The sequence below is a fragment of the Vibrio sp. J502 genome, assembly GCF_025397955.1.
Taxonomy (GTDB): Bacteria; Pseudomonadota; Gammaproteobacteria; order Enterobacterales; family Vibrionaceae; genus Vibrio; species Vibrio anguillarum.
On sequence record NZ_CP104555.1, the window covers coordinates 1 to 13,715 of the forward strand.

Genomic DNA, 13,715 nt, shown 5'->3' on the forward strand with positions numbered 1-13,715 from the left:
GTAGGCAATTTTCCTTTCGGTTGGAATGAATGTAACGACAAATTACGTGATATCACACGCAGCTTCTGGCGCGGCGATCAAGGCTATTTAAAAGAGTTCGCCACACGCTTAATGGGCTCGCGCGACTTGTACAGTGCCGCCAACTGGCCCTACAAACTGACCGTCAATTACATCACTTATCATGATGGCTTCACCATGCAAGATTTGGTGTCATACAAGCATAAGCACAATGAATCGAATGGTGAACAAAACCGAGATGGTCACGGTGACAATCGCTCCGACAACTATGGCGTCGAAGGCGAAACAGAGAACATGGTGATAAAAGCAACTCGCGAAAAGCAAAAACGCAATATGATGGCGAGCTTACTTTTTGCTTTTGGCATTCCTCATATTCTCACCGCGGATGTGCTTTCTCATACTCAGCAAGGTAACAACAACGCTTATTGCCAAGACAATGAGATCAGTTGGCTTGACTGGAACATGACCGAACGCAAAAGCTACTTCAAACATTGGTTGAGTCAAATGGTGGCGGCAAGACACCTTTATATGGTGCCCTTTATTCGTGCTTTTAGTGGTGAGGAACGTAATGCCAACCGCGTATTCTGGCGACGCGTGGATGGCACACTGATGGAACATGATGATTGGAACCGCTTAAGTTCTGTGGCATTGCAGATGGGCATTGGATCGGATGGGGCTGAAATGCTCTATTTGATCAACCAAACCAATGCACCCGCTCGTTTTACTTTACCTAAAGATCGTAACCAAAACTGGGAAGTGATATGCGATACCAATTTACGTAACGTACAACCCGGCCATGCAGAAGGTGAGTTGTTACAGTCGCCTATATCAATGACAATTTTGCACTACCAACCTGAAGTATAAAATCAAGTGCTGCACATCATTACCGATAAGCAAAGAGATTACCAATAAACAAAGAGGCCCAATTGGCCTCTTTCTCTTCTCTAATTTTTGCTTTCAGAATATTACAAGAATGCTTTGAAAGGCAGCTCTGGTTCATCGACAAAAATGTCTTTAAAGCCTCTGAAATGCTGGTAATGCATACGTCCTTTGTCGCTTGGGTAGGTGTATTTTCCACCCACTTGCCAAAAGAATGGCGCAAAACCGTATTGCAGACGATCTTTTTTCATTTGCCACAATACTTCAATTTCACGCGGGTCATTTTGGAAGTTAGCCCAAATATCGTGATGGAATGGGATCACCACTTCACAATCTAACGCCTCGCCTGCGCGCAAAATATCAGATGCAGTCAGCTTATCTGTGATGCCTCGTGGGTTTTCACCGTATGAGAGCAGCGCCACATCAATCTTGTAGTCATTACCATGCTTGGCATAGTAGTTCGAATAATGCGAATCACCTGAATGGTAGATTGAGCCACCGGAGGTTTCCAATAAGTAGTTGACCGCGCGATCATCCATACCATCAAGAATCCCCTTATCATAAGATGAAACACCTTTAGGCAGCGTAATCAACGCAGTGCGATCAAAAGAGTCCAGCACTCGGATACTGATATCGCCGACTTCAATGCAATCACCCACTTTCGCCACAATGCAGCGCTCACTCGGTACTCCCCAGCCTTGCCACAGGTCAACGCAAGCTTGTGGCCCAATAAATTTCACATGCTCACCACAGTTTTGCAGCACAGCTGCTGCGACATTAATATCGATATGATCAGCGTGATCATGCGTCGCCAGTACCGCATCAATCTCTTTGATGCCAAATGGGTCCAACACAAAAGGAGACGTTCTTAAGTTGGGTTGCAGTTCACGCACGCCCCCCATACGCATCATCTGATGCTGTTGATTCATCAAGGCATTCTTTTGTGTTTTCTTACCCGTCCCACACCAAAAATCGATCGAAAGATTGGTATTACCGGCACTTTTTAGCCAAATGCCTGTACAACCAAGCCACCACATAGCAAAGGTGTTGGCTTCCACTTCGGTCTTTTCTATCTCTTCATTCAGCCAAGTTCCCCACTCAGGAAACGTACTGAGAACCCATGAATCGCGTGTGATTTCATCAATTTTACTCATAGCAACACCTTTTATTTCACGATCAGTTAGACAAATTTTGGATGTAGGGAGCCAAGCGTCTTAACCAAAGGTGAAGACACTGAGCCTGTGTTTATTATTAGAATGTGTAGAGCGAAGTGCTTTCTATACCAGAATCACTTCTGTCCCCTGCTGTTGTAGCGCTTGGATAACTTGCGGATCGGCGGCTTTGCCAGTGATAACAATATCAACCTTGCTGGCGGGGCAAAATAGCATGCCCGTACGCTGCCCAACTTTAGAACTATCCACTACCACCACTAACTTACCGATTTGCTCTAGCATTTGTTGCTCGGCAACGGCGGTGAGCATATCGGTTTTGTATAGGCCATTTTCCGTCAGCCCTTTGCCACTGGTGAACATCCAATGTCCGGCATAACCACCTAACGAATCAGGGGCGGGGTTGAGGAAAATGTTTTGTGCTTTGTTGTACTGCCCACCAATGATGATTACATCGTCGTGATCTTCATTGATAAGGTAACTGGCCAGTGGAAAATAGTTAGTCACGATTTGAACATCTTGGCCACACAACTCTTTACCGAGCAAGAAGGCGGTAGAACCACAGTTAATTACCACACTGTCACCTGGGTTGCAGAGCTTAGCCGCAGCCATGGCAATCTGTGATTTTTCATGGAAATGATCCGTACTGTCGATATTTAACGGCGTCCACGCTCGCTTTCTAATCTCTAAACGTTCAGCACCATTGCGAACTTTCTTCAGCTTACCTAGCTCATCTAACTTAGAAATATCGCGGCGGGCCGTTGCTGGTGACACGTTAAATTTCTCAATAATATGCGTGACGTTGATGGTGCGCATATTGTCTAGCAAAGACAGTATCTCGTTATGTCTTTGTACTTCGTTCATGGTTATCACCTTATCTTTTCATCAAGTGATTACTTGGTGATTATTTATGATTTGTTTTGATTCTATTTCTCATCCATCACAATGTCAAACACTGGACGAACAAAACTTCCCTCTCGCTCACAATAAAACATAACCAATTGATTTTATTTGAAATAAAATTTTAACTGTGACTTGAGTATCAAATAATGTCTCCATTTGGCGAAGAAATTGATAAAAATCAAAATAATCACAAATGAGCATTGAATGATTACTTTTGATTGGTAAAGTCTATTTCGTGAGCAAAACAGGATTGAAATCGGCATCACCTTGCTGATTCACTCTGACCTACACCCAGCTTCGAGTAAGACGGGAATACACATAACGATAAATAGAGAATCAAGGGGTAAAGATATGCAGTTCATCTACGATATCTTCTACATTTTTTATAGCCAAGTAATGACTAAAGCACCTTTGCTGCTGGGCTTAGTCACCCTTATCGGTTACTGGTTATTAAGAAGAGATACCACCACCATCATTAAAGGGTCGATCAAAACCATCGTCGGCTTTATGTTGGTACAGGTGGGTGCAGGGACCTTAGTGGCAGGCTTTAAGCCTGTGATTGAGAAATTATCGGAATATCATGGTTTAACTGGCTCGGTTATCGACCCGTACACCTCAATGATGGCCACCATGGAAATCATGGGGGATGATTATTCTTGGGTTGGTTATACCGTACTACTGGCACTGGCGATCAACATCTTGCTCGTTTTGCTGCGCCGCTACACAGGCATTCGCACCATCATGCTAACGGGGCATATTATGTTCCAACAGGCAGGATTAATTGCGGTGTTCTACCTTGTTCTGGGCGCAAGCATGTGGGAAACCATCCTTTATTCGGCTGTTTTGATGGCGCTCTACTGGTCTATCTCCTCCAACATTATGTTCAAACCTACCGAAGCCGTCACGGGTGGAGCCGGTTTCTCCATCGGCCACCAGCAACAAGTCGCGTCTTGGATTGCGGTTAAGATTGCCCCCAAATTGGGCGACAAAAACGAGAGTGTCGACCACCTTGAGCTGCCTAAATGGTTGCACATTTTCCACGACAGTATTGCCGCAACCGCGATTGTGATGACGCTATTTTTCGGCATTATTTTGCTCTCATTTGGTTTAGACAACCTGCAAGCAATGGCGGGAAAAACCCATTGGTCTATCTACATTCTGGAAACTGGCCTTAAATTTGCGGTAGCGATTCAAGTTATCGTAGCGGGTGTGCGTATGTTCGTTGCCGAACTGTCTGAAGCCTTTAAAGGTATCTCAGAGCGCGTCATTCCTAACGCGGTTTTAGCCATTGACTGCGCTGCTATCTACGCGTTCTCACCTAATGCCATGGTGTTTGGTTTTATGTGGGGCGCGATTGGTCAATTTACGGCGGTGCTGGCCATGCTCGCTTTTGATGCACCGATCATGATCATTCCCGGCTTTATCCCGATGTTCTTCTCCAACGCGACCATTGGTGTTTTTGCCAACCACTTTGGCGGCTGGCGCGCGGTCATGAAGATCTGTTTTGTGATGGGTATCATCGAAGTCGTTGGCTCAGCATGGGCCATTCACATCTTCAACCAATACGGCACCGAATTCAGTGGCTGGATGGGCATGGCCGACTGGGCGCTAGTCTTCCCACCGATCATGCAAGGCTTATCCGTCTCAAAACTGTTCTTCTTTGTACTGATTGCATTGGCTGGTGTGTACATGTTCTTTGCCTCTAAAAAACTGCGTGAAGAGGAAGATGCACAAGGTTTGGTGAACATCAGTGACGATCCAGAAGTCATCGCCGCCGTCGAACAAGCACTGAAAGTCAGTGATGGCGTGCGCCCGGTCAGCATTTTAGCCGTGTGTGGCAATGGGCAAGGCTCCTCAATGATGATGAAGATGAAAATCGGTAAGTATCTGGAGAAAAAAGGCATTCCACACGTGATGGATTCCTGCGCAGTGTCTGATTATAAATCTAAGCTCGCCACCACCGACATCATCGTCTCATCAAAACATCTCTCTGGTGAGATGGAGCCCGGAGAAGGCAAGTTTGTGCTCGGCGTACAAAACATGCTGAATCCGAACTCTTTTGGTGATGAGCTGCTCGATATCATCGATAAAAACTTTGTCACTTTGAAATAGCTATTTACTACAAAACGATAAGTACAAAAACAACAATAGGTGCCAGACGCACTGGCACCCACTCTGGAGATAGAACCATGGGACTGAAACAATCACTGATCGACAATGATTCCATCCAATTAAATGCACAGGCGAGCACTTGGCAAGAGGCAATCAAAATCGGTACGGATAGGCTGATCAAATCAGGAGCCATCCACCCCTGCTATCACGATGCCATCATCAGCAGCGTTGAACAATTAGGCCCGTATATCGTCATCGCGCCTAATCTTGCCCTGCCTCATGCTCGTCCTGAAAATGGCGTGATCAGAACCGCCTTTGCTTTAGTGACGCTGCAAACGCCTGTCTATTTTGACGGCGAAGATGAACCGGTCGATGTGCTGATCACCTTAGCGGGCAGCTCGTCTGATCAGCATATGGAAGGATTAATGGAAGTAACCCAAGTGCTGGATGATGAAGAGAGCGAGACTGGCGTTGATCTCGATAAACTGCGCCGTTGTCATACCGCGCAGGATGTTTACCAAGTGATTGATGAAGCGTTAGCGGCGCAATTGGTCGAGTGAGGATGTCATGTATAGCGAACTAAAACAGCGAGTATTTGCGGCAAATCTTAAGCTTCCCCAATACGGTTTAGTCACTTTCACTTGGGGCAATGTATCAGAAATAGACCGCGAGAAGGGCGTCATCGCCATCAAACCTTCAGGCGTAGAATACGATGTGATGAAAGTCGATGACATGGTGATCGTTGATCTTAACGGCGCGATTGTGGAAGGCACACTTAATCCATCCAGTGATACCGCCACTCACCTCGAACTCTATAAAGCTTATCCAGAGATTGGCGGAGTGGTACACACCCATTCGCGCAGTGCCACTATTTGGGCGCAAGCGGGCATTGACATACCCGCTTTAGGCACTACTCACGCCGATTATTTTTACGGTGACATCCCCTGCACACGCAAACTTTCTTGCGATGAAATCGCTGGCCAATATGAGAAAAATACCGGCCTTGTGATCATCGAAGAGTTCAAACATCGTCACATTGATCCGATGGCGGTGCCAAGTGTGATTGTCGCCGGGCACGCTCCTTTCTCTTGGGGCAAAGATGCTAACGATGCGGTTCATAACGCTGTCGTCTTGGAAGAGATTTCCGCCATGGCGCTGGCGACTCGTTCGCTCAACAGTGGCATCAAGATTCAACCGGAATTATCCGATAAACACTATCAACGTAAGCATGGTGATAACGCTTACTACGGTCAAAGGTAGCGGCTATGTATAAAGTTCTCGCGCTCGACCTTGATGGCACGGTGTTGACTGATGAACACACCATTCATCCTCAGCTAAAGCAGGCGATTCAACAAGTGCAGCAACACTGCCACGTGGTGATCGTGACTGGCCGTCACCACACGGCGGCTAAACCCTATTATCAAGAATTGGGGCTCACAACCCCCATAATCTGCTGCAACGGCACTTATGTGTATGACTACCAAAATGAAAAAGTGCTCAAGCACAATGCCATCACCAAACACGATGCATTGACCTTTCTTGCACTGGCTAAAGAATTTCAAATGAAACTGGTGATGTATGTGACCGACGCGATGACCTATTCCAAGCGTAGCCCAATCGCCTACATGCAAGCATTAGAAAAATGGGCCAGCCAGTACCCACCAACAGCACAGCCCAAAATCGAGCAAATTGACTCGTTTCGTCACCGCGTCGAGCAAGAAACGTTTATTTGGAAATTTGTGGTTGAAGGGCTACCGAGTTCCGTTGAACGCCTTGCCCAACAAGCTTGGGTACAAGAGACATTCAACGGTGAGCGTTCATGGTCGAATCGCATCGACTTTGCTGCCAAAGGCAACAGTAAAGGTCAGCGCTTGGCTGAATATGTGCAATCGCTTGGCTACCACGCTAATCACGTGCTGGCTGTCGGCGATAACCATAACGACATTTCAATGCTCGACTACGCCGGGCTCGGAGTGGCGATGCTCAATGCCGACGATACGGTGAAATCCCACGCCAAACTGATTTGTACAACCGATAACAATCACGACGGGCTCGCCCGTTTGATCCGTGACAAAATTCAAGGATAACTCTCATGACTAAACCAATGATCCAAATCGCTCTCGACCAAACTGACCTTATTTCTGCCATCGAAGTGGCAAAAAACGTAGCAAGCTTTGTTGATGTCATCGAAGTGGGCACCATCCTCGCCTTTGCTGAAGGCATGAAGGCCGTCAAAACGTTACGCCATAATCACCCTGACCATATTCTAGTGTGCGATATGAAAACCACCGATGGCGGCGCTATTTTAGCGCGGATGGCATTTGAAGCTGGCGCGGATTGGATCACCGTTTCTGCCGCAGCGCATATCGCCACCATCAGCGCTTGTAAGAAAGTCGCCGATGAACTGGATGGCGAAATCCAAATCGAAATTTACGGCAACTGGACCTTTGCTGATGCACAAGCGTGGATTGATCTTGGTATCACTCAAGCCATTTATCACCGTTCAAGAGATGCCGAACTGGCCGGTATTGGTTGGACAAGCGAAGATGTTGAGAAGATGCGAACTCTATCCGATATGGGGCTTGAACTTTCCATCACAGGTGGCATCGTGCCAGATGATCTCTATTTATTTGAAGGCATTAAGGCCAAAACGTTCATTGCGGGGCGTGCATTGGTCGGTGAAAAAGGTCGCGTCACTGCCGAAGCACTGCGCAGTCAAATCGATCGTTTTTGGTGCTAGGAGGCCGTATGTATCAACATTTGCCACGCCAACGTATCGGGTTGTATGAAAAAGCGCTCCCCAATCATTTCAGTTGGGAAGAAAAGCTCGCCACAACGAAAGAGCTGGGGTTTGATTTTTTAGAGATATCCGTCGATGAGTCGGATGAACGTCGTCAACGCTTAGACTGGGATGATGCAACCATCTATCAGCTACGAAGATGGTGTGAGCAATACCAAATCCCGCTGCAATCGATGTGCCTAAGTGCACACCGCAAGTTTCCTTTTGGCTCGTCAGACCCCGCCATTAGAGAGCAAGCCATTCTGCACATGGAGAAAGCAATTACCTTAGCTTACAAACTGGGCATTCGCACCATCCAACTCGCAGGCTATGATGTCTATTACGAACCCGCTAATAAAGAAACTCATCAACGTTTCATTGAAGGCATGCAGCTTGCCGCCAAACTGGCCGAGCGTGCTGGCGTGATGCTGGCAGTGGAGATCATGGATACCAGCTATCTTAATTCACTGAGCAAGTTCGAAATACTAAAGCGGGAAGTACCCTCCCCCTATTTTATGGCGTATCCAGATGTAGGCAACATTTCAGGTTGGAACTACGATGTGTGTACTGAATTGGCACTTGGTATGCCACACATTACTCAGATCCACCTTAAAGATACCCATTGCGTCACCTCTAGTTCCACGGGCCAATTTCGAGACTTGGTAATTGGTGAAGGAGAAGTCAATTTCGATGCTATTTCCCAAACGCTGAAAGAGGCAAACTGTGTTGTGCCGATGGTGATCGAAATGTGGGCGCAAGATGAACATTGGAAACACAATATTCGTGTTGCGCAGCATCGGCTAAATCAAGCCTGCGATGCCGCTGATTCGCCTCGTTTATTCAACCTATAGCTCATTTATTCAACCTATAAATTGTGCTCGGGTGCATCTTTTATGCACCCTTCATCCTCATATTGGATAATGCCGCGCCCTCTCCCCCGTGAGCGCGGTAGCTTTTCTTGGCAAATATTGACATCACCAACACAATCGCGCAGAGTTGCTTTTTGATAACGCCCCGATGCATAACACTCTGAGAACCAATGAAATTACTTCACTTACAACTCTTCTGGTATGAAAAGCATCACACCCTTTTAGAAATGGAAGCGCTCCCTACGCTCACCCCAACCCAAGAGCAAGCGCTGGCAGAATGGGTTAAGTGTCGACGCAAAATATTAAGCTTTGAGGCTCACCAGCATACTTGGGTAAAAGTGAATGTAGACGGTTTTTCTTCCGCTTTGCATTTAAAGCCTAATGGCACGTTAGTCGAGCGAGATCTGTTTGGTGAAAAAACGCTACAAGGATTATGGAAAGTCATCGACGGTTTCTTATTTATAAAAGTGATCAGCGGTGAATTTATTGTCGAATATCAGATTGTTGGCAATAACGAACAGAGCATTCACTGCGGTATTGAGTACATCAACGGCCGAGTCAGTACCTACAGCAAATTTATTCAAACCAAATAAGCTTTGTGACCCACGGGAAAAAATGAGATGTATATTGAACAAGATATCAACAACCTTGTGAATCCATCGGCAAACTGTGGCACACTCGACATAAATGCAGACTCGGTTCATCATGGTTTATGGAAGAGTACTTAAAACGAATCAAGCAGCTTGAAGAGCAAGTTGAGCATCTCAAAAAAGAAAACAGCTCTCTTGAAGAAAAACTGAATGCAACGCTAGAAGGCACTGGTCTTTGTCTTTGGGAACAACACATTCCTAGCGGAACCCTTAAAATATTCAATAGAGAATGGGGTGATATGCTTGGCTATCAATCACACGAGCTAGACGCCACCGTCGACATTTGGAAAAGCAAGCTCCACCCCGACGATTATGACTTAGCCGTGGGCGCTTTTGAGGACCATTTGAATGGCAAGGCTGACACCTATCAGGTCATACACAGGATGATCCGCAAAGATGGAGGTCAAAGCTGGGTGTCGGATCGCGGCCGAATCGTTGAATATGATGAGAATGGAAAGCCGCTGCGCATGATGGGCACCCACACGGATATTACCAATGAAAAACATTATGAATTAGAACTCTCCAAACTCGCCGCGCAAGATCCATTAACCAACCTATTAAATCGAAAAGCGCTAGAAACTAAGTTTGACGAGATGAATGATCTTGTCGAACACCCTGCGGCACTAATTTTTATCGATTTGGATGACTTTAAAACCGTCAATGATCATCTTGGGCACCAAGCTGGGGATTTCGTGCTACTCCAAGTTTCTCAATGGCTTCAAGAAAATGCGCCTCAACCATCATCGATTGCTCGTTTGGGCGGCGATGAGTTTGTCCTATTGTGCATCAACCAAAGCACAGAAACGTTAAAGCAGTTTATCGACAGTTTGCTCACCAAAGCCTATTCACCACTAAAATTAAGCCATGGAGAAGTGCAAATTGGCTTTAGTATTGGTGTTTGCCAATTCACAACCTCAACGCATACTTTTGAAACCTTATATGAATTGGCCGACCAAGCAATGTATCAGGTGAAGAAAAATGGCAAAAATGGCGTTGAGTACATCAATCTTAGCCAATAGAAGGCAAAAACACTTCCCCTAACATACATCTCACCGAACCACCGCCAATATCCTCAATGGTCTTCACATTACACGGCAGTAACTTACCGTGACTGGCCAGCTGCGCACGCTGCGCCGGCGAAAAGGCATCAAACGCCGATTGCGACATAGCGATCACTTTATCCCCTGCCGCCGTTTCTAATTGTAAAATGTTGCCGCAGAAACAGTTCATCTGCTCAAGTGAAATTGAGATGATCTGTTTATCTTTGGCCAGTGATTTAACCACAAAACGGCGTTCAAACTCCGGGATCACTTCATCGCAAATCACGCAGAATGCTTCACCAACCGCCATCATCACATTGGTGTGATAAACCGGTTGGCCTGAAGGCAACGCCGTTTGAAAAGAGACCACGCGATCATAACCGATACGTTTAGCGTACTCCTCTAGCACTTCACGGTCGCAGCGCTGTGACAACGCCGAATAGATGGTTCGATTAAGGTGATCCATCACCATCACACCGGTGCTTTCAAGATAAGCCTGCTGGTCTTGATACGCGAGCAACGAATCTTGCGCCAATACCTTACGGCCTGACAAAGTAAGAGCTTCAACCAACGCTTGTGGGCGCACTTCTTGCTGTCGATTTTTACAAGCCATCGGAAAGGTAAACAAAGTTCCCTCTGGCGTAGTGCTAAACCAGTTATTGGGAAAGACGGCATCTGGCGTTTCCACTTCAGATAATGGGTAATCAAACTCCACTACTTGTACGCCTTCGAGACGCAGTGTCTCAACCATGCTTTGATATTCGGCCATGGCTTGGATACGAACTTGTGCGGTACTCAATGCAACTTGGTGTTGAAATTCATTATCTTGTGCCGTTTGAGCGTTAAATTTGAACTCTTTTGGCGGCACCATTACGACACAATTGGCATTTTGCACCGTATTCACGGCTGGCTGTGTGATCACTTGTTCCTGCAACATCATAGAAACTTTCCCTTCTACTCACTTTAGGCCAATTGTAAGCATAATGTTAAAATAACATTGACTGAATTTTGGGTTATTTCATCGAATAACTCCTATTAATTACTGAGAAAACTACTTTTCACATTAAAAATTACGGCAAAATCCTCATCACACCTACAAATATTCACCATTATTCAAAAAATATTCACAGTAAAAACTCACTTAAAAGTAACGCAACTCGTTTATGGTTCTCTTATCGTCGATAACGATATTTTACTCGCTTCATTTTTTCATCCGATGGACGTTACTGACCATTCGAGCCGATGCTTGCTGCATTAACCACCGTATTAATCAGGCGCCGTTTTCTAGAGCCAAGCGCGAAAAGTAATCCGCCACTTATGTTGTGATTTCGTTATACTTCTGTTCGGCTTACTCCATCATTTGCTCCCCTTATAGGAGTTCAACGTTAGATTCTCGCGTTCTAGACTTTTGGTCTCTCATACTTTAGCGAGAATTGGCATAAGGATTTTCGATGTATAAAAAATTTGAAAGCTTTACCCAAGCCTTTCCCAAAGAAGAACCCAAACAGCCTCCTGCGACCTTATGGGCCTTTTGTCGTTACTACACGCGCGGCTTTGAAAAACCACTCATTTTAATGGCGTTAATCAGCACGTTAATTGCCGTTGTTGAAGTATCACTGTTCGGTTTTATGGGCCAACTGGTGGATTGGCTCTCATCCAGTAACCCAGAGACTTTCCTAACTGAGAACCGAGACACCTTGATCGGTTTATCTATTTTGGTACTCGTGATCATGCCACTTTTGATTGGCATCTATTCACTGTTGATCCACCAAACTATGCTCGGCAATTATCCCATGTCGATCCGTTGGTTGGCGCACCGTTATCTGCTCAAACAAAGCCTCTCTTTTTACCAAGATGACTTTGCGGGAAGAATTGCCACTAAAGTAATGCAAACGGCGTTATCCATCCGCGAAACAGTGATGAAGACCTTGGATGTGTTTGTCTATGTGTCAGTCTATTTCACTGCGATTGTGGTGATGTTGGCGCAAGCAGACTGGCGTTTAATGGTGCCGATGCTCGTCTGGCTCGCGGCCTACATTTGCATTCAACTTCACTTTGTACCACAGCTTAAAAAAGTAGCATCAGAACAAGCCGATGCTCGCTCAACCATGACGGGGCGCATTGTCGATAGCTACACCAATATAGCCACGGTCAAATTGTTCTCACACACCCGCCGAGAAACCGACTATGCCGAACAAGGCATGGAGAGCTTTTTAGACACGGTTCACCGCCAAATGCGTTTAGTGACTGGCTTTAACCTGTGCGTTGAACTCGCCAACTATATTTTGGTGTTCGTGATTGCGGCGACTTCGATTTATCTATGGATGCAGAGTGCCATCAGTATTGGTGCAATCGCGATTGCGATCAGCCTTTCATTGCGCATTAATGGCATGTCGAAATGGATCATGTGGGAAGTCGGTGCGCTCTTTGAAAACATGGGCACAGTCGTGGATGGCATGAAAACCCTCTCGAAACCGATCACCATTGAAGATAAACCCAACGCAAAACCGTTGCAGGTTGCACAAGGTGGCATCGAATTTGATGACGTGAGTTTCCACTATGGCGAGAATAAAGGCGTTATTAACCATTTAAACCTGACCATTAAACCGGGTGAAAAAGTGGGCTTAGTAGGGCGCTCTGGCGCTGGCAAATCGACTTTAGTCAATTTACTGCTTCGTTTTCATGATGTTGAAAGTGGGCAAATTCGTATCGATGGGCAAGCGATCAATGACGTCACCCAAGATTCATTGCGCAGCAAAATTGGTATGGTGACGCAAGATACTTCACTGTTGCATCGCTCGATCCGCGATAACATTTTGTATGGCAACCCTGATGCAAGTGAAGAACAACTGCTGCAAGCCACCCGACAGGCACACGCACATGAGTTTATCGAAACACTCACCGACCCATTTGGTAACCTAGGCTATGATGCGCAAGTGGGCGAGCGCGGCGTAAAACTGTCTGGCGGCCAGCGCCAGCGAATTGCTATTTCCCGCGTGCTGTTAAAGGATGCGCCACTGTTGGTACTCGACGAAGCCACATCCGCACTCGACTCCGAAGTGGAAGCGGCAATTCAAGAGAGCTTAAATGAGCTGATGCAAGGCAAAACCGTGATTGCCATTGCTCACCGTTTATCAACCATTGCCGCAATGGACAGGTTGATTGTACTCGATAAAGGTAACGTCGTTGAGCAAGGCACACACCAAGAGTTGATCGCTCAAAACGGCATTTATGCACACCTATGGGCGCACCAAACGGGTGGCTTTATCGGTTGCGACGACGTTGAGATTGCTTAA

The 13,715-nt window shown here is 46.2% G+C and carries 12 protein-coding genes and 1 pseudogene; 10 read left to right on the plus strand and 3 right to left on the minus strand.

Annotation, left to right across the window (positions count from 1 at the left end):
* Window positions 1-882: pseudogene (locus N5E84_RS15845) on the plus strand (glycogen debranching enzyme); the annotation flags it as partial.
* Between the two features lie 101 nt (window positions 883-983).
* Here the strand turns inward: N5E84_RS15845 and ulaG are convergent.
* Together ulaG and ulaR are read right to left on the minus strand one after the other, a co-directional pair.
* Entirely contained in the window at window positions 984-2,051 is a 1,068-nt protein-coding gene (gene ulaG / locus N5E84_RS15850; RefSeq protein WP_019282357.1) for an L-ascorbate 6-phosphate lactonase, read from the minus strand.
* 123 nt (window positions 2,052-2,174) lie between these two features.
* On the minus strand, window positions 2,175-2,930 hold the full coding sequence (ulaR, locus tag N5E84_RS15855; RefSeq protein WP_026027147.1) for an HTH-type transcriptional regulator UlaR: 756 nt from the start codon (window positions 2,928-2,930) through the stop codon (window positions 2,175-2,177).
* Between the two features lie 390 nt (window positions 2,931-3,320).
* Between ulaR and N5E84_RS15860 the strand changes: the two genes are divergently transcribed.
* The 8 genes from N5E84_RS15860 to N5E84_RS15895 all read left to right on the plus strand — a co-directional run bounded on the left by N5E84_RS15860 (window position 3,321) and on the right by N5E84_RS15895 (window position 10,398).
* Window positions 3,321-5,081, plus strand: a complete 1,761-nt coding sequence (locus tag N5E84_RS15860) for a PTS ascorbate-specific subunit IIBC (protein WP_026028425.1) — start codon at window positions 3,321-3,323, stop codon at window positions 5,079-5,081.
* 77 nt (window positions 5,082-5,158) lie between these two features.
* Complete coding sequence (locus N5E84_RS15865) at window positions 5,159-5,641, plus strand: PTS sugar transporter subunit IIA (protein WP_019282359.1); 483 nt, start codon at window positions 5,159-5,161, stop codon at window positions 5,639-5,641.
* A 7-nt stretch (window positions 5,642-5,648) separates the two neighbouring features.
* Complete coding sequence (locus N5E84_RS15870) at window positions 5,649-6,341, plus strand: L-ribulose-5-phosphate 4-epimerase (RefSeq protein WP_019282360.1); 693 nt, start codon at window positions 5,649-5,651, stop codon at window positions 6,339-6,341.
* A gap of 5 nt (window positions 6,342-6,346) precedes the next feature.
* On the plus strand, window positions 6,347-7,168 hold the full coding sequence (locus N5E84_RS15875) for a Cof-type HAD-IIB family hydrolase (protein ID WP_019282361.1): 822 nt from the start codon (window positions 6,347-6,349) through the stop codon (window positions 7,166-7,168).
* 5 nt (window positions 7,169-7,173) lie between these two features.
* Complete coding sequence (locus tag N5E84_RS15880) at window positions 7,174-7,821, plus strand: 3-keto-L-gulonate-6-phosphate decarboxylase UlaD (RefSeq protein WP_017049270.1); 648 nt, start codon at window positions 7,174-7,176, stop codon at window positions 7,819-7,821.
* 8 nt (window positions 7,822-7,829) lie between these two features.
* The gene (locus tag N5E84_RS15885; RefSeq protein ID WP_029189691.1) at window positions 7,830-8,711 is read left to right on the plus strand and encodes an L-ribulose-5-phosphate 3-epimerase; all 882 of its coding nucleotides are present in this window, start codon (window positions 7,830-7,832) and stop codon (window positions 8,709-8,711) included.
* Window positions 8,712-8,899: 188 nt separating this feature from the next.
* Window positions 8,900-9,322 (plus strand): hypothetical protein, encoded by a 423-nt coding sequence (locus N5E84_RS15890; protein ID WP_017042894.1) that lies wholly within the window; start codon window positions 8,900-8,902, stop codon window positions 9,320-9,322.
* Window positions 9,323-9,441: 119 nt separating this feature from the next.
* Complete coding sequence (locus tag N5E84_RS15895) at window positions 9,442-10,398, plus strand: diguanylate cyclase domain-containing protein (RefSeq protein ID WP_026028163.1); 957 nt, start codon at window positions 9,442-9,444, stop codon at window positions 10,396-10,398.
* Here the strand turns inward: N5E84_RS15895 and N5E84_RS15900 are convergent.
* Complete coding sequence (locus tag N5E84_RS15900; protein ID WP_019282362.1) at window positions 10,388-11,359, minus strand: arginine deiminase-related protein; 972 nt, start codon at window positions 11,357-11,359, stop codon at window positions 10,388-10,390. The genes N5E84_RS15895 and N5E84_RS15900 overlap by 11 nt on opposite strands.
* A gap of 511 nt (window positions 11,360-11,870) precedes the next feature.
* Here N5E84_RS15900 and N5E84_RS15905 point away from each other — a divergent pair.
* Window positions 11,871-13,715: an ABC transporter ATP-binding protein gene (locus tag N5E84_RS15905; protein ID WP_019282363.1), complete on the plus strand. Its 1,845-nt coding sequence runs from the start codon at window positions 11,871-11,873 to the stop codon at window positions 13,713-13,715.